This window comes from Vibrio parahaemolyticus, assembly GCF_900460535.1.
In the GTDB taxonomy this organism is placed as follows: Bacteria; Pseudomonadota; Gammaproteobacteria; order Enterobacterales; family Vibrionaceae; genus Vibrio; species Vibrio parahaemolyticus.
On sequence record NZ_UHIL01000001.1, the window covers coordinates 724,828 to 747,501 of the forward strand.

At 44.8% G+C, this 22,674-nt stretch carries 21 protein-coding genes; 15 read left to right on the plus strand and 6 right to left on the minus strand.

Annotated elements, in window-relative coordinates; translation table 11 throughout:
• Positions 1-390: 390 nt before the first annotated feature.
• Positions 391-642 (plus strand): hypothetical protein, encoded by a 252-nt coding sequence (locus DYB02_RS03715; RefSeq protein WP_005459410.1) that lies wholly within the window; start codon positions 391-393, stop codon positions 640-642.
• A 133-nt stretch (positions 643-775) separates the two neighbouring features.
• Here the strand turns inward: DYB02_RS03715 and DYB02_RS03720 are convergent, their stop codons facing one another.
• A complete protein-coding gene (locus DYB02_RS03720) occupies positions 776-1,810 on the minus strand; it encodes an NADP(H)-dependent aldo-keto reductase (RefSeq protein WP_025516586.1) in 1,035 nt (344 codons plus the stop codon).
• A 156-nt stretch (positions 1,811-1,966) separates the two neighbouring features.
• On the opposite strand from DYB02_RS03720, the gene DYB02_RS03725 reads away from it, so the two are divergent.
• The gene (locus DYB02_RS03725) at positions 1,967-2,278 is read left to right on the plus strand and encodes a DUF6482 family protein (RefSeq protein ID WP_029806894.1); all 312 of its coding nucleotides are present in this window, start codon (positions 1,967-1,969) and stop codon (positions 2,276-2,278) included.
• Positions 2,279-2,292: 14 nt separating this feature from the next.
• Here the strand turns inward: DYB02_RS03725 and mutH are convergent, their stop codons facing one another.
• The gene (mutH, locus tag DYB02_RS03730; RefSeq protein ID WP_005481789.1) at positions 2,293-2,973 is read right to left on the minus strand and encodes a DNA mismatch repair endonuclease MutH; all 681 of its coding nucleotides are present in this window, start codon (positions 2,971-2,973) and stop codon (positions 2,293-2,295) included.
• Between the two features lie 618 nt (positions 2,974-3,591).
• Between mutH and rppH the strand changes: the two genes are divergently transcribed.
• The 5 genes from rppH to DYB02_RS03760 all read left to right on the plus strand — a co-directional run bounded on the left by rppH (position 3,592) and on the right by DYB02_RS03760 (position 8,934).
• Entirely contained in the window at positions 3,592-4,116 is a 525-nt protein-coding gene (gene rppH / locus DYB02_RS03740) for an RNA pyrophosphohydrolase (RefSeq protein ID WP_005457789.1), read from the plus strand.
• Positions 4,117-4,118: 2 nt separating this feature from the next.
• A complete protein-coding gene (ptsP, locus tag DYB02_RS03745) occupies positions 4,119-6,365 on the plus strand; it encodes a phosphoenolpyruvate--protein phosphotransferase (protein ID WP_029853117.1) in 2,247 nt (748 codons plus the stop codon).
• Between the two features lie 6 nt (positions 6,366-6,371).
• Entirely contained in the window at positions 6,372-7,163 is a 792-nt protein-coding gene (locus DYB02_RS03750) for a sulfite exporter TauE/SafE family protein (protein ID WP_024702565.1), read from the plus strand.
• A gap of 88 nt (positions 7,164-7,251) precedes the next feature.
• Entirely contained in the window at positions 7,252-8,073 is an 822-nt protein-coding gene (gene lgt / locus DYB02_RS03755) for a prolipoprotein diacylglyceryl transferase (RefSeq protein WP_025441314.1), read from the plus strand.
• 9 nt (positions 8,074-8,082) lie between these two features.
• Entirely contained in the window at positions 8,083-8,934 is an 852-nt protein-coding gene (locus tag DYB02_RS03760; RefSeq protein WP_029804729.1) for a thymidylate synthase, read from the plus strand.
• Positions 8,935-9,006: 72 nt separating this feature from the next.
• Here DYB02_RS03760 and DYB02_RS03765 read toward each other — a convergent pair whose 3' ends face one another.
• Both DYB02_RS03765 and DYB02_RS03770 read right to left on the minus strand, forming a co-directional pair.
• Complete coding sequence (locus DYB02_RS03765; RefSeq protein ID WP_021487239.1) at positions 9,007-10,149, minus strand: flavohemoglobin expression-modulating QEGLA motif protein; 1,143 nt, start codon at positions 10,147-10,149, stop codon at positions 9,007-9,009.
• 306 nt (positions 10,150-10,455) lie between these two features.
• The gene (locus DYB02_RS03770; RefSeq protein WP_005497177.1) at positions 10,456-11,604 is read right to left on the minus strand and encodes a Na/Pi symporter; all 1,149 of its coding nucleotides are present in this window, start codon (positions 11,602-11,604) and stop codon (positions 10,456-10,458) included.
• A 384-nt stretch (positions 11,605-11,988) separates the two neighbouring features.
• Between DYB02_RS03770 and nhaR the strand changes: the two genes are divergently transcribed.
• Positions 11,989-12,879 carry a transcriptional activator NhaR gene (nhaR, locus tag DYB02_RS03775; RefSeq protein ID WP_005457134.1) on the plus strand — a complete coding sequence of 297 codons (891 nt, stop codon included), beginning with the start codon at positions 11,989-11,991 and terminating at the stop codon, positions 12,877-12,879.
• A 292-nt stretch (positions 12,880-13,171) separates the two neighbouring features.
• Positions 13,172-13,468, plus strand: coding sequence for an ArsR/SmtB family transcription factor (locus DYB02_RS03785; RefSeq protein ID WP_005461077.1), 297 nt, complete (start codon positions 13,172-13,174; stop codon positions 13,466-13,468).
• A gap of 198 nt (positions 13,469-13,666) precedes the next feature.
• Here DYB02_RS03785 and rpsT read toward each other — a convergent pair whose 3' ends face one another.
• The gene (gene rpsT, locus DYB02_RS03795) at positions 13,667-13,927 is read right to left on the minus strand and encodes a 30S ribosomal protein S20 (protein ID WP_005381938.1); all 261 of its coding nucleotides are present in this window, start codon (positions 13,925-13,927) and stop codon (positions 13,667-13,669) included.
• Positions 13,928-14,221: 294 nt separating this feature from the next.
• Between rpsT and murJ the strand changes: the two genes are divergently transcribed.
• From murJ to ispH, 6 genes are all read left to right on the plus strand, one after another.
• On the plus strand, positions 14,222-15,784 hold the full coding sequence (murJ, locus tag DYB02_RS03800) for a murein biosynthesis integral membrane protein MurJ (protein ID WP_025532833.1): 1,563 nt from the start codon (positions 14,222-14,224) through the stop codon (positions 15,782-15,784).
• Positions 15,785-15,854: 70 nt separating this feature from the next.
• A complete protein-coding gene (ribF, locus tag DYB02_RS03805) occupies positions 15,855-16,790 on the plus strand; it encodes a bifunctional riboflavin kinase/FAD synthetase (protein WP_005477935.1) in 936 nt (311 codons plus the stop codon).
• A gap of 64 nt (positions 16,791-16,854) precedes the next feature.
• Positions 16,855-19,683: an isoleucine--tRNA ligase gene (gene ileS / locus DYB02_RS03810; RefSeq protein WP_005488293.1), complete on the plus strand. Its 2,829-nt coding sequence runs from the start codon at positions 16,855-16,857 to the stop codon at positions 19,681-19,683.
• A gap of 73 nt (positions 19,684-19,756) precedes the next feature.
• Positions 19,757-20,266, plus strand: coding sequence for a signal peptidase II (lspA, locus tag DYB02_RS03815; RefSeq protein ID WP_005460289.1), 510 nt, complete (start codon positions 19,757-19,759; stop codon positions 20,264-20,266).
• 156 nt (positions 20,267-20,422) lie between these two features.
• Complete coding sequence (gene fkpB, locus DYB02_RS03820) at positions 20,423-20,854, plus strand: FKBP-type peptidyl-prolyl cis-trans isomerase (protein ID WP_011105680.1); 432 nt, start codon at positions 20,423-20,425, stop codon at positions 20,852-20,854.
• Positions 20,855-20,878: 24 nt separating this feature from the next.
• Positions 20,879-21,844, plus strand: a complete 966-nt coding sequence (gene ispH, locus DYB02_RS03825; protein ID WP_005460282.1) for a 4-hydroxy-3-methylbut-2-enyl diphosphate reductase — start codon at positions 20,879-20,881, stop codon at positions 21,842-21,844.
• A gap of 76 nt (positions 21,845-21,920) precedes the next feature.
• On the opposite strand, the gene btsR is transcribed toward ispH, so the two are convergent.
• Positions 21,921-22,649: a two-component system response regulator BtsR gene (btsR, locus tag DYB02_RS03830; RefSeq protein ID WP_005460295.1), complete on the minus strand. Its 729-nt coding sequence runs from the start codon at positions 22,647-22,649 to the stop codon at positions 21,921-21,923.
• Positions 22,650-22,674: the final 25 nt, after the last annotated feature.

Genomic DNA, 22,674 nt, shown 5'->3' on the forward strand with positions numbered 1-22,674 from the left:
AAACATATGCAACTTATCTTCAGGGTATTGATTTGTTTTTTATCGAAAGCATAGAAATTGTTTGATATATATTCATCAACGCTTACAATTTAGCCATAACTCGTTGAGTTATATCACTTCACACACGGATTATTTTTTTAGCTAGGAGGCGCAAGATGAAACATTACGTTGTTAACACCACTGCTTGCGCTGATCGTATGTCTAAATCTCCGATAGCTTTTAAATCGGATATTAACGATACCACTGGCTCACAAGATAAAAATTAATCCGTAACCTAATTTATGTTTACTAGGCTGCGGAAAAGTAGCGGCTTAGTCTCAACAGATCTCTCTGTGTCTCTGCGTACTATTTTTCCCAGTCGATCATTTATCGTTTAATTGGAGAAAAATTATGCGTCACTCAATTTACTTAACATTGGCGACTTTGCTTATTAAAGCGGATTTAAAACGTGAAGAGAGAGAATGGCAACGTACCGTGCGCCGCAGTTCTCATGATGTTCCATGGACCAATGTTCATTTATTAAGGGATATTGGTTTAGATCGTGAAGGGCGAGTTACTCAAACCAGCGTGCCTGAAGCGGTTAAAGTTGAACGTCGAGTTCGTCATCTTCGTCGAGTGCTAACTGCGCGAATACCGACGTAATCTATAGCGTGTTGAGCTTCCAACATTACGCTTTAGTTAACCCTAAAAGCTCAACACGCTGTAAACGCATATCGAAATAGATTTGTTCTAAGTGCTATTAACAGGCTGACCTATGTGGTCAGCCTGTTTGCTTTTATGGACATGGGTTAGAGTAGGTAGTACCGATCGCTTGAATGTCTGTTAACAGCTCATCACTAAGCTTGATATCGATGCTGTCAATGTTGGCTTTAAGTTGATCAAGGTTGGTCGCACCGATGATATTGGAAGCGACAAATGGACGTTGATTGACGAACGCCAATGCCATTTGCGCAGGATCTAGGCCATGCTCACGTGCCAAGTTCACGTATGCTTCTGTCGCTTTGACGCCTTGAGGTGTGAAGTAACGAGCGAAACGCTCCCACTTAGTACAGCGTGCACCTTCTGGTTTTGCGCCATTTAAGTATTTACCACTCAAACAACCAAACGCCAGAGGTGAATACGCTAACAGTTGGACACCTTCATAATGGCTGATTTCAGACAAACCCACTTCGAAGCTGCGGTTGAGTAGATTGTATGGATTTTGAATTGAAACGATACGCGGTAAATCATGCTTCTCCGCTAAACGAAGCAAAGACATCACCCCCCAAGGTGTTTCGTTAGATACGCCGATGTAACGCACTTTACCCATCTTAACCAGTTCAGTTAATGCTTCTAGGGTTTCAATTAACGTCACTTCTTCTTGCTTGTCTGGGTAAGGGTAGTTGAGTTGGCCAAAGCAGTTAGTTTGACGCTGTGGCCAGTGAAGTTGGTACAAATCTACGTAATCGGTTTGGAGTCGTTGAAGGCTAGAGTCGATGGCATCATGGATATTGCGACGATTTAAACTCATGTTTTCACGGATGTGAGGCACATTGCGCGGCCCTGCCACTTTTGTCGCTAGAACGACTTTTTCTCGCTTGCCGGATTTTGTCAGCCAGTTGCCGATGTATTGTTCTGTTAGGCCTTGTGTTTCTGCTTTTGGCGGAACAGGGTACATCTCTGCGGTATCAATGAAGTTCACCCCATGATCGACAGCAAAGTCGAGCTGCTCAAAAGCTTCCTGTTCGATATTTTGCTCACCAAAAGTCATAGTGCCGAGGCAGATTTTACTGATCTCGAGTGATGAGTGCGGTAGTTTGGTGTATTGCATTTCACTTCCTTGAAAAATAGCCAACTGAATAGGTTATCCATCAATATATGGGATTTTTGGTCGCTATCGCAAATCATTTACGTATAAGCGCAAGTGTGGCTCGAAAGGTATTCATCCCCCAACTACACTAAAAAGATCTTGTGAAGGAGGTGCACTATGCAGAAGCATCAACTGGACATGTGGCTACATGGTCAACATAAAGACACCTATACGTTACCCAAAGTATTTGTCATTGGGTGTTCCGATGTCTCTGACTATTTGCTAGCTGTGGAATATAAGCACCAGCTAGAGCCGATTAAAGATGGAGAGGAACCGATTCATTTTGGTTCCTTAGATTTGGTGAAAGAAGAGCTGCTCAGGTTAGGTATCGACAAAGCTTATTTGCGGTTACACAACGCTTACGATGAGTGCGGTAGTGAGGGTACTGCCTCTTACTGCGATATCGAATTATCGTTGGTTACCCATTAGAGTGAAAAGATGAATTACTCAGATTGCACATTGATATAGTGCTTCAGTAAGATCTGTTCGGTGAATTGTGTTCGCAGGTAAAAGCCTCGTGGTAGCGTCTTCATTGGTTTCCCGTTGGAGCTATAGGCTTCAGTTAGTGCTTTGGCATTAGCGGCCTTTGGGCGCAAGTGAAGCGCTTCGCCATGTCTGGCTGAAATTTGATCAAATTTGCCAAAGACGATCATTTCCATCAGTTCTTCCCAGTCATTTCGTAAGATCTGCTCTTCTTCTTTATCTGGCGACCAAATAAGAGGTGTCCCTACACGACGCTCGGCAAGGGGGATTTCTCGTTCACCTTCTACAGGAACCCACAATACACGCGAGAGCTTATTGCGCACATGGCTGGTTTCCCATGTCAGTCCTTGAACACCAGTTAAGGGTGCAACGCATACAAATGTGGTTTCTAACGGTCGTCCGTTGTAGCCAATTGGAATGCTCTTTAACTCGATACCAAGTTTGGAAAAGTCTTGTTGAGGTTTGCTACCCGCAGGAGCGCCCAAATGCCATTCCAGCAATTGTCCCACCCAGCCTTTATCGCGTTTGAGGTTTTCTGGAACGGTCATCCCTGCTTCGTCCGCTAATTCCGCAAAACTGAGTCCGGCAATATCGTGAGCGCGTTCCATTAACTCCGCTTCTGATTGTGGTTCTGGTTTCATAATAACTGCATGACAATGGAAAAATCCTAGTCTAACAAATTTCAACAAAATCTACTGTCCAAGATTTCATCGAGATGGATTAAGAATGATCAATTCATAACTTATCCACAGATATAGGTGCATATAAGTGGATCTACTGATGGGCTGGATGAATAAACAGGGGTTTTGAAACGTTTTTAGGCTTGATTTTATGTAGATGTCATGAAGTTAGAGGATGAATGTGTGGATAAATAACCGATCGGTTGATCTTTGACCGATCTAGGTTTGGTGAAAAGATCATCAGAATTGACAAGATCGTTTTATCACCAGGTTTGTTTTTAAGTTTATATTTATCATTGAGTTATGGTGGTTCGTTATTTTTATTGATGAGTAAGAGAATAATGCTTTTGATTGAAAATCGGAGTTGATATGGAATTCTTCACAAAGTTATTCACAGAAAAGGTGAATAAATGTGGGCAATGTCTCACTCTTGTGTTGATAAACTTTAATTTGATTAAAAGATATCCAATAACGGTGAAAAGGTAATAAATCTTGCTCATATCACATCAGTAAGTTTGCTAGTAATGGGGATATGTGGAAAAATCACGGTAATAAAAAATTATTCATAGAGGTTAGCCAGTGATAGATGGCGATGGTTACCGACTGAATGTTGGTATTGTGATATGTAATAACCATGGTCAGGTCTTCTGGGCTAAACGATACGGGCAACACTCATGGCAATTTCCACAAGGTGGGATTGACGAAGGTGAAACACCTGAACAGGCGATGTTCAGGGAGTTGTATGAAGAAGTCGGATTAACGAAAAAAGACGTTAAGATCATTGCAACAAGTCGTCATTGGTTAAGATATAAACTACCAAAGCGATTGGTGCGTTGGGACTCCAAGCCTGTTTGTATCGGCCAAAAACAGAAATGGTTTCTGCTGCGATTGGAATGCGATGAATCGCGCATCAATATGCAGCGCGGGAAATCCCCTGAATTTGATGGTTGGCGCTGGGTGAGCTATTGGTATCCAGTTAGGCAAGTTGTTTCTTTCAAGCGTGATGTTTATCGTCGAGCGATGAAAGAGTTTGCATCTTTAGCCATGCCTTTTCGAGAGAGAAAAGCGAAAGGGAAAAGAAAAAAGCAACAACGTAGAGGATAGTCATGCTCAGCCAGCTAAGGGAAATAGTTGAGAAAGTCTCCAGAGTCGATGATGTGCATCTGGCTCTCGATATATTGGTAAAAGAGACTTGTGCCGCCCTTCGCACTGAGTGTTGTACTATCTATCTCGCCAATGAAGAAATGCAGCGCCTTGAGTTGATGGCAACTCAAGGCCTTATTTTTGAAGGCGATAGCATCCACATTAATTTCAATGAAGGTTTAGTTGGTCTCGTTAAACGCAGCGCAGAACCTCTTAATCTCGCAGAAGCTTCAAAACACCCTGAATTTAAATTTTTCCCGCAGCTTGGTGAACAGGTTTATCACTCTTTCCTCGCCACTCCAATCATCCATCGCAAACAAGTATTAGGTGTATTAGTCATTCAGCAAAAGACGCCACGATTGTTTAGTGAGATGGAAGAATCTTTCTTAGTGACCTTATCTGCGCAGTTAGCCGTGATCATCGCTCACGCGCAAAGTTTCGGTCATTGGCAATTAGCCTCAAAACCGACGGTTCTTAAAGGCTTGCCTGCATCAACGGGTGTCGCCATCGGAGAGTTTTGGTTTGACAACACGCAGCCGAGTTTGTCGGACGTATTCCCGTCTTCCACGCTGGATAAAGAGCGAGAGCAAGAGCTGCTGCTGGTAGCGATTGAGCGTGCGCTGAATGATTTCCGCCGGATGCGGAAAAAGTTCGACAGCGAAATCAATAAAGATGCGTTAGCGATATTCGATTTGTTTACCCACTTGCTCAATGATCCAATGTTGCGCGGCGATCTTAAGAAACAGATTGAAAAAGGCGATCGAGCGGATTGGGCGCTGCGTCAGGTAGTCGAAACTTATTCAAACCGCTTTGCTCGTATGTCAGATGTCTATTTGCGTGAACGAGCACAAGATATCCGAGAGTTGGGGCAAAGGTTGCTGTATTTTCTGCACAACAGTGAGCAAGAGAATGCGGCCATCGATCGTCCTATCATCTTAGTGGCCAATGAGCTTACTGCGACTTTGTTAGCATCGGTGCCGAAAGAACATTTATTAGCGGTCGTTTCGCTTGAAGGGGGCGCAAACTCACACGCTGCAATTCTTTCGCGCGCATTGGGTGTGCCGGCCGTTATGGGCGCTAACATCAATACGGATGTGGTTAACGGCAAATTAGGCATCGTTGATGGCTATACGGGCGAGATTTTTCTAGAGCCCAACCGTCAGCTGTTGCGTGAGTATCGCAGTTTGGTTAGTGAAGAGTCAGAGCTCTTCGCGATGGTCAATAAAGATCTCGCGTTACCTGCCGTAACGTTAGATAACCAGCACATTGAAGTGATGCTGAATGCGGGTCTCAGTGCCGATAGCAACATTGCCATTAATACGGGCGTCGATGGTGTCGGTTTATATCGAACTGAAATTGCATTTTTACTTCAACATCACTTTCCATCGGAAGATGAGCAGTATCATCAATATCGAGCAATATTAAACAGCTACTCGAACCAACGCGTGGTGATGCGTACTCTGGACATCGGTGGTGATAAACCATTGCCATACCTGCCAATCGAAGAGGACAATCCGTTTTTAGGTTGGCGCGGGATTCGCTTTACGTTAGATCATCCTGATATCTTTTTGATTCAATTGCGTGCGATGCTAAGAGCCAGTGCTGAAAGTGGTAATTTAAGTATCTTGTTACCCATGGTATCTGGTATTAAAGAGCTGGATGATGCGATGACGCTGATCAACCAAGCCTACAGCGAAGTTGTCTTGCTTGATGAGTGTATCCAGGCTCCAAAGGTCGGGGTGATGATCGAAGTACCATCGATGGTATATCTGCTTCCTGCCATCGCGCATCGAGTGGATTTTGTCTCTGTTGGTACTAACGACTTAACTCAGTATTTACTGGCGGTGGATCGGAACAATTCCCGCGTCGCTGATGTCTATGAATCCATGCATCCGGCAGTGCTGTTAGCACTCAAACAGATTCATGACGTGTGCGATAAATATCATGTGCCAGTGTGCATCTGCGGTGAATTAGCCGGTGATCCATTTGGTGCGCTCTTATTACTTGGGTTGGGATACACCAGCTTAAGTATGAACACATCTAACGTGGCTAAGGTGAAGTATTTGATTCGTCATAGCCAACAACAGGAACTAGAAAAACTAGCAGAACAGGCGATGACAAAATCGTACGGAGAGGAGATTCATCAAATGATGCATGATTTCTTTATCCAACAAGGTTTTGCAGGCTTCGTTCGTGCAGGGAAAAAGTAGGTAATCGTGACCGTCTCTTTATTTTTGTTATTGCTGGCGCTGGGCGCTTTTGTTGGTGTGATGGCGGGGCTACTCGGCATTGGGGGCGGATTAATCGTCGTACCTGCGTTGTTATTTTTGCTGCCTTGGGCGGGCATTTCTCCAGAAATGAGCATGCACATGGCGCTTGCGACATCTCTGGCAAGCATCATCGTTACATCAGGTTCTTCTGCTCTCAACCATCTTAAACTTGGCAACGTAGATATGTTTGTTGTGAAGTGGCTAATGCCCGGAGTGGTGATTGGCGGCTTTGTTGGTGCCAACATTGCCGAATGGATCCCAACTCATTACTTGCCGAAAGTATTTGGTGTCATTGTACTGTGTCTAGCTGTACAGATGTTCCGATCCATTAAAGTAAAAAGTGAGAAGCCAATGCCGAGTAGTCCGGTCACTATGATGTACGGAACGGGAATTGGTGTGGTTTCGAGCTTAGCTGGTATTGGTGGTGGTTCTTTATCTGTGCCTTTTCTCAACAAGCACGGCGTAGAAATGCGTAAAGCGGTCGGCTCATCGTCAGTTTGTGGCTGCATCATCGCCATCTCTGGCATGATCGGCTTTATTTTGCACGGCTATAAGGTTGAAGGTTTACCTGCGTACAGTGTTGGTTATGTTTACCTTCCTGCGTTACTTGCGATTGCGATGACTTCGATGTTGACCACGAAAGTGGGGGCGAAGCTCGCGACCAATCTTCCTACTGCGGTATTAAAGAAAATATTCGCAATATTCTTAATGTTTGTTGCAGCAACAATGCTGCTGTAAGTTTATTCCCAAGTTATTCACGCTGAACCGAGCATTTGAGGTGACTTGGGTATATTGGTTTTATTTGTAAATAAGAAGAGAATGATTTATGTCTCAGGGATACCTTCAATTTCCCAATATTGATCCGGTTTTAGTCTCTATTGGTCCTGTTTCAATTCGTTGGTACGGTTTGATGTACCTCGTCGGTTTCATGTTTGCATTGTGGTTGGCGAACCGTCGTGCTGACAAACCTGGCAGCGGCTGGACTCGAGAGCAAGTCTCTGATCTACTTTTCGCGGGCTTCTTAGGGGTCGTCATCGGTGGTCGCGTCGGTTACGTTATCTTCTATAACTTTGAACTGTTTTTAGATGATCCTTTGTATCTCTTCAAAGTTTGGACTGGCGGTATGTCGTTCCACGGTGGTTTGTTGGGTGTGATTACGGCAATGTTCTGGTATGCACACAAGAACGGTCGAACTTTCTTTGGTGTAGCGGACTTTGTTGCGCCTCTTGTGCCATTTGGCTTGGGTATGGGCCGTATGGGTAACTTCATGAACAGCGAGCTTTGGGGGCGTGTAACAGATGTGCCTTGGGCTATCATTTTCCCAAATGGCGGGCCTTTACCACGTCACCCATCGCAACTGTATGAAATGCTGTTAGAAGGCGTAGTGCTGTTTTTCATCTTGAACTGGTTCATCAAAAAGCCTCGCCCATTGGGTTCGGTATCAGGGCTATTTTTAGCTGGATATGGTACATTCCGCTTCTTAGTCGAGTTCGTTCGCGAACCGGATGCTCAGCTTGGTCTATTTGGTGGTTATATTTCGATGGGACAAATTCTATCAACGCCAATGATCGTGTTGGGTATTCTGATGATGGTTTGGGCTTACAAACGTGGTCTTTACCAAGACAAAGCTCAAGTTAAAACGAAGTAAGGTATTGGTGTGAAACAGTATTTAGATTTGTGTCAACGCATCGTTGATCAAGGTGTTTGGGTTGAAAATGAACGTACAGGTAAGCGTTGCCTGACGGTAATCAACGCGGATTTAACCTACGATGTTGCGAACAATCAATTCCCATTGGTAACGACGCGTAAAAGTTTTTGGAAAGCAGCAGTGGCTGAGCTACTTGGCTACATTCGTGGTTATGATAATGCTGAAGATTTCCGTAAATTAGGCACCAAAACGTGGGATGCGAACGCCAACCTAAACGACGCTTGGTTGAATAACCCATACCGTAAGGGTGAAGACGACATGGGCCGTGTGTACGGCGTTCAAGGTCGTGCATGGGCAAAGCCTGATGGTGGTCATATCGACCAGCTACGCAAGATTGTGGATGATTTGACTCGCGGTGTTGATGACCGTGGTGAAATCTTGAACTTCTACAACCCTGGTGAGTTCCATATGGGGTGCTTGCGACCTTGTATGTACAGTCATCATTTCTCGCTACTGGATGACACTTTGTATCTCAACAGTACACAGCGTTCGTGCGATGTGCCGCTTGGATTGAACTTCAACATGGTTCAAGTTTATGTGTTCTTAGCGATCATGGCGCAAATTACGGGCAAGAAGCCAGGCCAGGCATTCCATAAAATCGTTAACGCGCACATTTATGAAGATCAGCTTGAGTTGATGCGTGATGTTCAGTTGAAGCGTGAACCGTTACAAGCCCCAATATTCCATATCAATCCGGAGATTAAATCTCTAGAAGATTTGGAAACTTGGGTGACACTGGATGACTTTTGGGTAGAAGGGTACGAACACCACGATCCAATTCGTTATCCATTCTCAGTGTAATCACGCTGGTTCTTGATACTACAAAAAGCTCCGAATGGAGCTTTTTTGCTTTTGCGATGCGTTTGAGTTTCGTTACTTCAATGCGCTAACGATATAGCGATGAATCGGGTTAGTTTGCTTAGGAGTCGATAGCGCAGGGCTAATGAACTTCGGTTGAGTGAAAATCCCTTTATTAACGAGAGAACGGATCAGATCGAAATACTTCAATTCCGTTTTACCACATAGCAGCAGTGAAAAATCATCCCCTAGCTTATCGTACGCGTTGAGCACTTCTCTAAATCCTCTCAGGTACAAATAATCTTTAGTTAAGCCACCTCCGCGGTATACGCGCGAAGTAATAGTAAAGGCTTGAACGTCAGACGCTTTGTACTGCTCCTTCAGCAACATAAAGGTATGGCGGAAATCGCGCTCTTTAATCATAGATTCTACAGCTAGCACGCGAAGAGCTAAGGTTCTTAAACGTTTGATACTGAAGTGTCCAGAGAGGTACTCACACAAAATTGCCAACCCTTCCTGCGTATTGGTATTGGCAGGACAACCTAAACTAAGCACTTTAAGTGGCTGTTGACGGCCATTAAGCGTAGTTAGCAAATGCACGCCCATCTCGTGGTGTGCGAGTGCTTCAAGCTCGTCAGTTGTGATGTGCGCAGCACTGTTAATCTTCACTCGAGAGCCTGACACCAAAGCGTTTGCTAGCATGCCATCTAAGATTTGAATTTCACATTCATAACCATTTTTATCGGCGAAGCTTTGCATGAAATGAGCTATGGAGCGGCTATCATGCTCTGGTTTGCTCTCTTCTTCTGTCGGCAGATGCAAAATGAAATGTGCGTTAGCAATGTCTTTCGCACTTGGCTCACCGTAATAGCGCAGAGAGTTGTATAGGAACTCTTGCGTACCTATGGTGTTGACTTGATCAAGTTTGTCGGCGTAAGACTGAATGACATCCTCATAAAGCTTTTGTAACTGAGCATCTTCGATGTGTTCCAAAGGCAATTCGTACAAACGGCGTTTTGACTGATGAGTGTCAAGAGGCGCTTTCTGGTACTGAAAGTTAGGTTCTTGCGAGTACTTATTACTGATGAACCTTTCTCGCTCTTGGGCGTAATTAAGCGGGTTTACGCTGCTAAGAATATCAATATCAGTGACTAATTGAGTGAGGTTTTCATCTATTGCCAATAGCTGGCTAGAAATTGGTTCATTAAACTGAGCCATGTCGTTCAACTCCATGTGAAGGTAAGACCTTTTCAACTAAGCGCAGAGTACCTGTCAGTCATCGAAGACAACTATGGGAGGCAAGAGCCGTTATCCACTGTGTATATGACCGTCTCTGTACTTTTGGCTAACGGTGATTGTATTGAAAGAGGTGGAGTCAAATTATCATTGAGTGTTTGGTTTGAACAACAAATATTTCTCAGTCTCAATCGGAGTTACATCAGCTCTCATTTTTGCATCATGATTACAGATACAAAAAAGGCCCCACAGCGTGGAGCCTTAAACAATAAGCGATGGTTGGTATTATCAGGTTGTCAGAGCAAGGATTGCGCCTGGCAGAATGATGAATACAGACATCAGGTAGCCACCCACAACGGCTTTGTTCTTGATAGCAAGCTCTGAAATCATTTCAGCACCTTTTACTGGGATTTCACGTAAGAACGGAATACCAAAGATAAACAGTGTCGCCAAAATATTAAAGGTTAAGTGTACTAGCGCAATCTGAAGAGCAAACACAGCAAACTCACCAGATACTGCGGTAGCTGCAAGTAGCGCAGTGATACATGTACCGATGTTCGCACCTAGAGTGAATGGGTAAATGTCACGAACTTTAAGAACACCAGTACCTACAAGTGGAACCATCAAGCTTGTTGTTGTTGATGAAGATTGTACCAACACCGTCACGATCGAGCCTGATACGATACCGTGGATAGGACCACGACCAATTGCATTCTTCAGAATATCGCGAGCACGGCCAACCATTAGGCTCTTCATTAGCTTACCCATTACTGTGATAGCAACGAAGATTGTAGCGATACCTAAAGCAATTAGAGCCACGCCACCCATGGTGTCACCAAATGTTGATAGCGGTTCTTTGATAGCAGAAACAACAGGCTTAGTGATTGGCTTGATGAAGTCAAAACCCTTCATGCTCATGTCGCCAGTGTTCAATAGTGGCGAAACCAACCAGTGAGAAATTTTCTCTAGAATGCCGAACATCATTTCCAAAGGAAGGAAGATCAGAACAGCAAGAAGGTTAAAGAAGTCGTGGATCGTCGCACTAGCAAATGCGCGCTTGAATTCTTCCTTACAACGTACGTGACCTAGTGAAACCAAAGTATTGGTCACTGTGGTACCAATATTGGCACCCATTACCATTGGAATCGCTGTCTCTACAGGTAGACCACCTGCAACTAAGCCCACAATAATAGAAGTTACAGTACTTGAGGATTGGATTAGGGCTGTTGCTACTAGGCCGATCATAAGACCAGCGATAGGGTGAGATGCAAACTCAAACAATACTTTTGCTTGGTCGCCAGTTGCCCATTTGAAACCGCTACCAACCATAGATACTGCTAGAAGAAGCAGATACAGCATGAATGCCAAGTTAGCCCAGCGTAACCAACGAGTCGTGCTCGAGATAGGCGCTGCTGTTGAAGTAGCTTGGTTCATCATAATTTTCTCCGTTGACCTTTAAGTTCGTTTTTCGGTCTTAAGTTGAAACTTCGGGCGATGTTAGAGAACAAATATTTCAGTAATATTACAGATTGATTTCTGTGGGCACTTTTTATTGTGCTTTTTAATAGTTCAAAAAAGATAGCGGATTATCCTGTTTTAATTTATTGAAAAATATAGGCTTTATTGGTTTTATAAACTGAGTTTTTTTTGATGAGAATTCGATAAAAAGTGCGTTTTACTTCAAGTTTTATGACAATATTGAGATTGAGTTTTCGGTAAAACTTAATTTTAGTTGGTTAAAGTGATGGTTTTGCCGAGTATCTTGTCTGTCTCTGTCACATTTGGTATAAAAAGCATCACCTTCTTTTCTGGAATTGGCCGATGTCACATCTAAATTACAACCATCTTTATTACTTCTGGATGGTGTGCAAGCAAGGCTCTGTTACCAAGGCCGCGGATGCGCTTTTTCTCACTCCTCAAACGGTGACCGGGCAAATCAAAGCGCTTGAAGAGCGGATGAAAGGCAAGCTAACCAAGCGAAACGGCCGTACTGTCGAACCAACAGAACTCGGACAATTGGTCTTCAAATATGCGGATCGTATGTTTGGTTTAAGCTATGAGATGCTTGATATTGTGAACTACAGTCAGCACTCCAACATTTTGTTTGAAGTTGGTGTGGCCGATGCGCTGTCAAAACGGCTAGTTAGTAAAGTGCTGATGACAACCGTGCCTGAAGACAACAGTATCCACTTACGTTGTTACGAGTCGACGCACGAACTGTTATTAGAACGGCTATCGCAGCACAAGTTGGATATGATTCTTTCTGATTGCCCGGTGGACTCGACGCAAAGTCCAGGCCTTTATAGTAAGAAGCTTGGCGAGAGTAGCATGAGTTTCTTTGCTTCTTCTGACATTCCAGACGTGAAGTTCCCTGAAATTTTGGAAAAGAAAAAGCTGTTGATCCCAGCAAGTCGAACGGCGATGGGGCGAAAAGTCATTCAATGGTTTGATCGCCAAGGATTACAACCTGATGTCTTGGGAGAGTTTGATGACGTCGCGTTGATGAAAGCCTTTGCGAGATACCGTGATGATGTAATCTTTTTGGCGCCGACGGTTTACATGTCAGAAATCGAAGATGACCGCAGCTTACAGTTGATCGGTCATGTTGAGGATTTGAAAGAAGAGTATTACGTTATTTTCGCCGAGCGAATGATTCAGCATCCTGCGGTAAAAAACGTATGTGATGCTGATTTCAGTCAAATGTTTGAGTAAACCCGTATCGTTGCTCAAATAAATAGATTACTATCGATAAAAATATAAATCTAAATGATACCTAAGTAATTCAAGATACTTGGTTTAGTGAGCAAAATTATTTCTCGTCGATAAAGCCCCAGTGAACACTGCTGGTGGGTTAAATTGATGTATCGCTTTAAAGCCAAATTTAGAGGTTCTAATAAAGAAGGCTCTGGAGAAGAATCTTGATGTCCTTAGAGATATTAAATCAGTGCAACACAACAAGCTGGCCAGGGTTGGAATAAGTAAGTTGTAGCTAGAGGTCCAACACATGAATCTACAAGAAATGGAGAAAAACTCCGCAAAAGCCGTCGTGTTGCTCAAAGCGATGGCAAACGAAAGACGCCTACAAATTCTTTGTATGCTGCATAACCAAGAGTTGTCCGTTGGGGAGCTGTGTACCAAACTGGAATTAAGCCAGTCGGCGTTATCGCAACATTTAGCTTGGCTTCGTCGTGACGAATTGGTCGCGACGAGAAAAGAAGCGCAAACGGTGTATTACACGTTAAAAAGTGATGAGGTGAAGACATTGATTCAAACCCTTCACGGTCTTTATTGCGCAAACTGATCGCACAGACTGAAATGCGTTAGGGTTATCTGTGTTGTTTAGGCAACGGTAGGTAACTGGCAGATTTGAGTCGTTCTAAATAACAAAAGCTGGCAGTGCCAGCTTTTTTCTTATCTTGGATTCGTGATTTGACGAATTTTAGATATAAAAAAACCGACATAAAGCCGGTTTTTTCTTCACTGTAAAATCAAGTGTCTATTAAAGAGCTTTGATTTGTGCAGCGAAACGAGACTTATGGCGAGCTGCTTTATTCTTGTGAATAAGGCCTTTAGTTGCCATGCGGTCTAGGATAGGTGTAACTACAGCGAATGCAGCAGTTGCAGCTTCTTTGTCGCCTGCTTCGATAGCAGCAACAGTTTTCTTCATGTAAGTACGCATCATTGAGCGACGGCTAGCATTGTGCTGACGACGTTTCTCAGCTTGGATAGCGCGCTTCTTAGCAGATTTACTATTTGCCAAGGGTCTAACTCCCAAAAACTTAGTTCTGTGACAATTTAAGGGCGAGGAATATCCCTCATTTGCGCCTAAATGTCAAATGATTTGTGCAAAAACCCATCTAAACCAAAACAAATTTTGGTATGAAAGGTTATCGCGGTTAAGATGGCGGGGATTCTAACAGCATTTTTATACCAATGCTAATAATTATCCGCTTAGAACTAACAATAAACGGATATATTTTTGACGTCTATTTAGAGCCTCCACGAGCTTAACAGTATAGGGTTGGCTGTCTTATAGTGATATTCCGAGGTTACAGTGAGTAAACGACTACTCAAGTCAGGCATGATCGTCAGTGCTATGACATTAATTTCCCGCGTTCTGGGTTTAGTTCGCGATGTTGTAGTGGCAAATTTAATGGGGGCAGGAGCAAGCGCTGACGTCTTTTTCTTCGCCAACAAAATTCCGAATTTCTTACGACGTTTGTTTGCTGAAGGGGCTTTTTCTCAAGCGTTTGTCCCTGTTTTAACGGAGAATCACGCTCAAGGTGATATGGACAAAACACGCGAGTTGATTGCTCGTGCTGCCGGTACGTTAGGGGTTATTGTCTCTATTGTTACCGTGCTGGGCGTGCTGGGCTCTGGTGTGGTAACCGCGCTGTTTGGTTTTGGCTGGTTTTTAGATTGGATGCATGGTGGGCCGGCCGCAGAGAAATTTGAGCTAGCCAGTCTGATGCTCAAAATTACCTTCCCTTATTTATGGTTCATCACCTTTGTTGCGCTTTCCGGAGCCATTCTTAACACACTCGGCAAGTTTGCCGTCTCCTCATTCACTCCGGTCTTTTTGAATGTCATGATCATTCTGGCGGCTTGGTTTATCTCGCCACAGATGTCTCAACCGGAAATCGGTCTGGCTATCGGTGTGTTTTTAGGTGGTTTGGTTCAGTTCTTATTCCAAATTCCTTTCCTTATTAAAGCGGGCGTGATGGTTAAGCCTAAGTGGGGGTGGCGCGATCCTGGGGTGGTAAAAATCCGCACGTTGATGATTCCCGCTTTGTTTGGCGTCTCTGTCAGTCAAATCAACCTGCTATTTGATACTTTTATTGCCAGCTTTCTACAAACTGGCTCAATCAGCTGGTTGTATTATTCCGATCGTTTGTTGGAGTTCCCGCTGGGGCTGTTTGGTATTGCGATTGCGACGGTGATTTTGCCTGCGCTGTCTCGTAAACATGTGGACTCGCAGAGCGAAGGTTTTGCACATACCATGGATTGGGGCGTTCGCATGGTAACGCTGCTCGGGATTCCGGCGATGTTGGGTTTGATGGCGTTGGCGAAGCCGATGTTGATGGTGCTATTTATGCGCGGTGAGTTCTCTCCACAAGATGTGCACCAAGCGTCTCTGTCGTTGCTCGCTTACGCATCTGGCCTATTGAATTTCATGTTAATTAAAGTGTTAGCGCCAGGCTATTACTCACGTCAAGACACAAAAACGCCAGTGAAATACGGCATTATCGCGATGGTGACTAACATGGTGTTCAACGCAATTTTTGCCTATTTCTACGGTTACGTCGGCTTGGCTATTGCTACGGCATTGTCAGCGTTCGTCAACATGGCGCTGTTGTACCGAGGTCTGCACATTGCAGGTGTCTATCAAATCACTAAGCGTACCGTCTTCTTTATTATACGTTTGGTTGTTGCTGGCGCTGCGATGGTCGCTGCGATCTTATGGCAATTGGAAGATATGTCGGTTTGGCTAGAGTGGAGCTTTGCTCACCGTAGCGGCATGTTAGGAATGTTAATTGGTCTAGGCGCCGCAGTTTACCTGGCGGTTCTATTTTTGACAGGCGTACGTTTAAAAGACCTAAAAGCTGGGACAGATTGAGGTTGATTAGTATATAATCCGTCAGTTTCACACAGTGCAAAGTAAAAACAGAGGCAGAACGCAGTATCCAATGGAACTGATTAGAGGCATTCATAATATCGCACCACACCATTATGGTTGTGTGTTGACGATCGGCAATTTCGATGGCGTACACAAAGGCCATCAACAAGTATTGCAGCAAGTGTCTGAGCAAGCGGAGAAACTTTCGTTACCGTCGGTTGTGATGACCTTTGAACCTCAGCCAATGGAGCTGTTTGCCAAAGACAAAGCGCCCGCAAGGTTGACGCGACTGCGCGACAAGTTCGTTCAATTAAGCAAGCTCGACATCGATCGTTTGCTTTGCGTCAACTTTAATCGCCATTTTGCCAGCCTGACAGCGGAAGAGTTTATCCGCGACTTGTTGGTCGAGCGTTTGGGTGTTAAGTTTCTTGTCGTTGGTGATGATTTCTGCTTTGGCAAAGGCCGTTTAGGTAACTTTGCTATGTTGCAGGAAGCAGGGGAAAAATACGGCTTTGAAGTCGTCAGTACCCAAAGCTTTTGTTTACAACAGTTACGAGTGAGTAGCACCGCGATTCGCGAAGCCTTAGCTCGTGACGATTTGCATGCCGCACAAGAGATGCTGGGAAGAGATTACAGCATCAGCGGTCGCGTTTCACACGGAAGAAAGTTAGGAAGAACCATTGGGTTCCCGACGGCCAATATTCCACTGAAACGTTGTGTTTCTCCGGTTTCCGGAGTCTATGTTGTTCAAGCGCTAGGCTTGGGTGATAAGCCAGTCGGTGGCGTGGCTAATATTGGCCAACGACCTACAGTAAATGGCGTTCGCCAACAGTTAGAAGTACACTTATTTGACTTTCATGCCAATTTATATGGCAAGCAACTAGAAGTGGAACTTTTGCACAAACTTCGAGATGAGCAAAAGTTTGAGTCGTTTGAAGCACTTAAACAACAAATCGAATTGGATGCTGAAGCAGCAAGGGTGTGGCTGCGTCAGCTTAAGAGTTGAACGGTTTATTCCACCGTTCGACATAATGTCTAATTTTCGCCCAATATAACGGAATTAAGAATCGATGAGTGAGTATAAAGATACCCTGAACTTACCTGAAACAGGGTTTCCAATGCGCGGCAACCTGGCTAATCGTGAGCCAGAAATGCTTGAGCGTTGGTACAAAGAAGATCTTTACGGTGAAATCCGTAAAGCTAAAAAAGGCAAAAAGTCATTCGTATTGCACGATGGCCCTCCTTACGCAAATGGTGACATTCACATTGGTCACGCACTAAACAAGATTCTTAAAGACATTATTATTAAATCCAAAACACTTTCAGGTTTTGACGCACCTTACATCCCAGGCTGGGACTGCCACGGTCTGCCAATCGAATTGATGGTAGAAAAGAAAGTAGGCAAACCAGGCCAAAAAGTAACGGCAGCGGAATTCCGCGAAAAATGTCGCGAATACGCAGCAGGTCAGGTTGAAGGTCAGAAAGAGAGCTTCAAGCGTCTTGGCATCATGGGTGAGTGGGATAAGCCATACCGCACTATGGATTTCGCAACTGAAGCGAACATCATTCGTGCGCTTGGTAAAATCGCAAGTAATGGCCACCTATTAAAAGGTTTCAAACCTGTTCACTGGTGTACGGATTGTGGTTCTGCACTTGCAGAAGCAGAAGTAGAATACAAAGATAAAGTATCGCCATCTATCGACGTACGTTTTAAAACAGCGGACGAAGCTGCGCTGCTATCTAAATTTGAATTGACGGAAGGTCACGAAGGTAAGGGTGACGTTTCAATCGTTATCTGGACAACCACTCCTTGGACTCTGCCGGCAAACCGCGCAGTATGTCTACGTGATGATCTTGAGTACGTGCTAATCCAAGTTGAGGGTGACAACCCTGAGCGTATTATCGTTGCTGCTGAGTTGGCAAAAGATGTGATGGATCGCGCGGGTATCGAGCACTTCCATAACCTTGGTTTTGCGAAAGGTGCGGATCTAGAGCTTTCTCAGTTCCAACACCCATTCTACGATTTCACAGTTCCGGCGATCCTTGGTGATCACGTGACGACTGACTCAGGTACTGGTGTTGTTCACACGGCACCTGGCCATGGTCAGGAAGACTTTGCGGTTGGTCAAAAGTACAACCTAGAAGTGGCAAACCCAGTGGGCTCAAACGGTGTTTACCTACCAGACACTGAGCTTTTTGCTGGCCAGCACGTATTCAAAGCGAATGACGCTGTAGTAGAAACGCTAAAAGAAAAAGGTGCGCTACTACATCATCACGCTTACGAGCATAGCTACCCTCACTGTTGGCGTCATAAGACTCCAATCATCTTCCGAGCAACACCTCAATGGTTCGTATCAATGGACCAAGCTGGCCTACGAGCAAAAGCACTAGAGTCAATCAAAGGTGTTCAGTGGATGCCTGAGTGGGGTCAAAGCCGTATCGAAGGTATGATCGAAGGTCGTCCTGAGTGGTGTATCTCTCGTCAACGTACTTGGGGTGTGCCAATCGCTCTGTTTGTTCATAAAGAAACAGCAGAACTTCATCCAAACACGTTAGAGCTAATTGAAAAAGTAGCGAAGCTTGTTGAAGAAAAAGGCATCCAAGCATGGTGGGATGTAGACGCAGCTGAACTACTAGGCGACGAAGCAGAGCAGTACGAAAAAGTACTCGATACGCTAGACGTATGGTTCGATTCAGGTGTTACGCACTTCTCTGTTGTTGATGCTCGTGAAGAGTACAACGGCAACAGTGCAGACCTATACCTAGAAGGTTCTGACCAACACCGTGGTTGGTTCCAGTCTTCGCTAATCTCATCTATCGCGATGAAAGGTGTAGCGCCATACAAGCAAGTTCTGACGCACGGTTTCGTGGTTGATGGTCACGGCCGTAAGATGTCTAAATCTATTGGTAACGTGGTTGCGCCAAAAGACGTAACGAACAAACTCGGTGCAGACATTTTGCGTCTATGGGTTGCTTCTACAGACTACACTGGTGAAGTTGCGGTTTCTGATGAAATCCTAAAACGTTCTGCAGATGCGTATCGTCGTATCCGTAACACAGCGCGTTTCTTCCTAGCGAACCTAAATGGCTTCAACCCAGCAACAGACATCGTTCCTGCTGAAGAAATGGTGGCGCTAGACCGTTGGGCAGTTGGTCGTGCACTTGCTGCGCAAGAAGAGATCATCAAAGCGTACGATGAATACAACATCCACGCCGTAACTCAGCGTCTAATGCAGTTCTGTTCTATCGAGATGGGCTCATTCTACCTAGACGTAATCAAAGACCGTCAGTACACAGCGAAGCAGGGCGGCCACGCTCAACGTAGCTGTCAGACTGCACTTTACTACATCGTAGAAGCACTAGTTCGTTGGATGGCGCCAATCATGTCATTCACCGCAGATGAGATCTGGAACGAGATGCCAGGCGAGCGCGAAAAATTCGTGTTCACAGGTGAGTGGTTCGATGGTCTATTTGGTCTAGCGGAAGGTGAAGAGCTGAACAACGAATTCTGGACTGAAATTCAGAAAGTTCGTGGGGCGGTGAACAAACTTCTTGAAGCGGCGCGTGCAGAGAAAACCATCGGTGGTGCACTACAAGCTGAGCTAACTCTATTTGCTGATGACGCACTAGCGGCGAAAATCAACAAGCTAGAAGACGAGTTACGCTTCGTGCTACTGACGTCTGCAGCAGCAGTTAAGCCTTTAAGCGAGAAATCTGACGCGGCACAAGCAACAGACATCGAAGGTCTGTTTGTTGAAGTGAAAGCGACAGAAGCTGAGAAGTGTGATCGTTGTTGGCACCACACGCCAGACGTAGGCACAATTGCGGGTCACGAGAAGATTTGTGGTCGCTGTGTATCTAACGTTGATGGCGAAGGTGAAGTACGTAAATTCGCGTAATTGCCTAGAACGACTGAACTTTTTTTAAAATTAACAGCCCCAGTATTTACTGGGGCTGTTTGTAGGTAAAGTAATGAGTGAAAAAGCACTGACGTTAAAGCAATCAGGTGTACGTTGGCTGTGGCTAGCGATTGTGATTTTTTTGGCCGATATAGGCATTAAATACGTTGTCATGAACAACATGGGATATGGCTGGGCAAACCGAATTGAAATTTTGCCTTTCTTCAATCTTCTCTATGTTCACAACTATGGCGCAGCTTTCAGCTTTTTGAGCGATCAAGCGGGTTGGCAACGTTGGTTGTTTACCGGTATCGCGTTTGTAGTCACAGGTCTTTTGACTTATTGGATGAGTAAGCTTCCTGCAAAAGAAAAGTGGAACAACATTGCTTACGCCATGATTATTGGCGGTGCAGTTGGTAACGTATTTGACCGCGTGATCCATGGTTTTGTGGTCGATTACTTAGACTTCTACTGGGGCAATTATCACTGGCCGGCATTTAACCTTGCTGATATGGCGATTTGTCTTGGTGCGGCGATGATTATCCTAGACGGCTTTCGCAAGAAAGACACAGCAAAAGCCTAAATCGTGGCCATGTATATTGGAAAAGTCGAATAACCCTAAGCGTCGTCCGTTGATTCGTACGACGCTTTTTATTATGTTGGAGCGCAAATCCGCACATCAGTGTATAAAAAGACAAAGCGGATAGACGTAATGACCCAAGAACAAGGAAGCAGTAACGTGACAACAATAACGAATGATTCGGTAGTAACCCTGCACTTTACGATCAAAATGAAAGATGGTTCGGTGGCTGACAGCACTCATAATATGGGCAAACCAGCGAAGTTTGTGATGGGTGACGGTAGCCTAAGTGAGAACTTCGAGCAGTGCTTGGTGGGTCTCCAATCTGGTGAGAACAAAGCGATTGAACTCAAAGCGCAAGATGCTTTTGGTATGCCTAATCCAGATCATATTCATCATATGGATCGCACCAAATTTGTTGGTGAAGCGGAAGTTGAAGTCGGTACTATCATGGCTTTCAGTGGCCCTGATGGTATGGAAATTCCGGGCATCATTACTGAGATTGCAGGCGATTCGGTAACGGTAGACTTTAATCACCCTTTAGCGGGACAAGACGTGACTTTCGAAGTCGAAATTTTGTCAGTAGAATAGCCAACCCAATAAAAGATAATTTCCATGAGCAATGAAATGAAAATCCTATTAGCTAACCCACGCGGTTTTTGTGCTGGTGTTGACCGTGCGATTAGCATCGTAGAGCGTGCGCTAGAGCTGTATCAGCCACCGATTTATGTTCGCCATGAAGTGGTACATAACCGTTTTGTGGTTGAGGGGCTAAAGCAACGAGGCGCTATCTTCGTTGAAGAGCTACATGAAGTGCCTGACAACAACATCGTGATTTTCTCTGCTCATGGTGTATCGCAAGCGGTTCGCCAAGAAGCAAAACAGCGTGATCTGACGGTATTTGATGCAACCTGCCCATTGGTAACGAAAGTTCATATGGAAGTTGCGCGTGCAAGCCGCCGCAATATGGAAGTGGTTCTGATTGGTCATGCTGGTCACCCAGAAGTCGAAGGTACCATGGGTCAGTACTCAAGCGAAACTGGCGGCATGTACTTAGTGGAAACCCCTGCGGACGTTGAGAAACTAAAAGCGATCGTGAAAGATCCATCGGATCTGCACTATGTAAGCCAAACCACATTGTCTGTCGATGAAACCGCTGATGTGATTGAAGAGCTACGCCGCGTATTTCCTGACATCCAAGGCCCACGTAAAGACGATATTTGTTACGCAACACAAAACCGCCAAGATGCCGTGCGAGAGCTGGCTGGTGATGTGGATGTAATGGTGGTTGTGGGTTCTAAGAATTCTTCAAACTCTACTCGTCTTAAAGAGTTGGCTGAGAAACTTGGCACGCCTGGTTACTTGACGGATTGTCCTGAAGATATCAAGCCTGAGTGGTTTGAAGGCAAGACAAAAGTAGGTGTGACAGCGGGTGCTTCTGCGCCAGAAGAGTTGGTGAATCAGATTCTTGAGCGTATCAAAGAGCTAGTGGGTGCACGTTCAGTCGATGAAGTCTTAGGTCGAGAAGAAAACATGTTCTTTGAAGTACCAAAAGAGCTGCAAATCAAGCAAGTGGACTGATATCCATTTATCGAATATTCAAAAGGCGACCTCAAGGTCGCCTTTTTTGAACGCATGTTTCGCTCATATTCGGCACTTAATGGCTGATACCTAGCATCTCTTTGAGTACTTTGAGGTAACGACGGCTTACTGGGATCTCAAAGCCTGTTTTAGTGATGATTTCGGCTAGACCATTTTCCAGCAGCTTGATTTCACTGATGGCCTTAATGCTCACTAAATATTGGCGATGACAACGCACTAAGGGCGTTTTTTCTTCCAGTGTTTTTAACGTGAGCTGAGTGCTTGCTGTTTGGCTGGTGGAACGTACATGCACACCGCTAATATCGCTATAAGCACATTCCACCGTCTCGGTTGCCATGATCACAATCCGATTGTGTCCAATACAAGGAATTTGATCCAAAGTATCGGGTGTAATCGCAGACAGTTGTTGAGTTAACGCTGATTGACTGATCACCTTGTTTAGGCGCTTAACGGTTTTGTTCAAGCGGCATGGGTCGACAGGTTTGAGGAGATAATCAAACGCGTTGTCTTCAAAAGCTTGGATTGCGTATTGGTCATAAGCGGTAACAAAAACCACATACGGCATGGTTTCAGGATCGAGCATGCCAAGCAGCTCGATCCCGGTTACTTGAGGCATTTGGATATCTAAGAACACCACATCAGGTTTGAGCTCGTTGATTTTTTTGAGGCCCAAGATGGCATTGGACGCATCACCGACCACCTCCACTTGACCTGTTTCATCCAAGAGCTCTGCCAGCTCTTCTCGAGCAAACTGTTCATCATCAATGACGAGTGCGGTTAACATCCAACATTACCTTTATTGCTGCTGA

Coding starts and splice junctions, on each gene's coding strand:
- lspA (WP_005460289.1), top strand. CDS start 19,757: ATGAGTGAAAAAGCACTGACGTTAAAGCAATCAGGTGTACGTTGGCTG.
- ribF (WP_005477935.1), top strand. CDS start 15,855: ATGGAACTGATTAGAGGCATTCATAATATCGCACCACACCATTATGGT.
- ispH (WP_005460282.1), top strand. CDS start 20,879: ATGAGCAATGAAATGAAAATCCTATTAGCTAACCCACGCGGTTTTTGT.
- DYB02_RS03725 (WP_029806894.1), top strand. CDS start 1,967: ATGCAGAAGCATCAACTGGACATGTGGCTACATGGTCAACATAAAGAC.
- DYB02_RS03770 (WP_005497177.1), bottom strand. CDS start 11,604: ATGATGAACCAAGCTACTTCAACAGCAGCGCCTATCTCGAGCACGACT.
- mutH (WP_005481789.1), bottom strand. CDS start 2,973: ATGAAACCAGAACCACAATCAGAAGCGGAGTTAATGGAACGCGCTCAC.
- DYB02_RS03720 (WP_025516586.1), bottom strand. CDS start 1,810: ATGCAATACACCAAACTACCGCACTCATCACTCGAGATCAGTAAAATC.
- btsR (WP_005460295.1), bottom strand. CDS start 22,649: ATGTTAACCGCACTCGTCATTGATGATGAACAGTTTGCTCGAGAAGAG.
- DYB02_RS03715 (WP_005459410.1), top strand. CDS start 391: ATGCGTCACTCAATTTACTTAACATTGGCGACTTTGCTTATTAAAGCG.
- DYB02_RS03785 (WP_005461077.1), top strand. CDS start 13,172: ATGAATCTACAAGAAATGGAGAAAAACTCCGCAAAAGCCGTCGTGTTG.
- nhaR (WP_005457134.1), top strand. CDS start 11,989: ATGTCACATCTAAATTACAACCATCTTTATTACTTCTGGATGGTGTGC.
- ileS (WP_005488293.1), top strand. CDS start 16,855: ATGAGTGAGTATAAAGATACCCTGAACTTACCTGAAACAGGGTTTCCA.
- ptsP (WP_029853117.1), top strand. CDS start 4,119: ATGCTCAGCCAGCTAAGGGAAATAGTTGAGAAAGTCTCCAGAGTCGAT.
- DYB02_RS03765 (WP_021487239.1), bottom strand. CDS start 10,149: ATGGCTCAGTTTAATGAACCAATTTCTAGCCAGCTATTGGCAATAGAT.
- lgt (WP_025441314.1), top strand. CDS start 7,252: ATGTCTCAGGGATACCTTCAATTTCCCAATATTGATCCGGTTTTAGTC.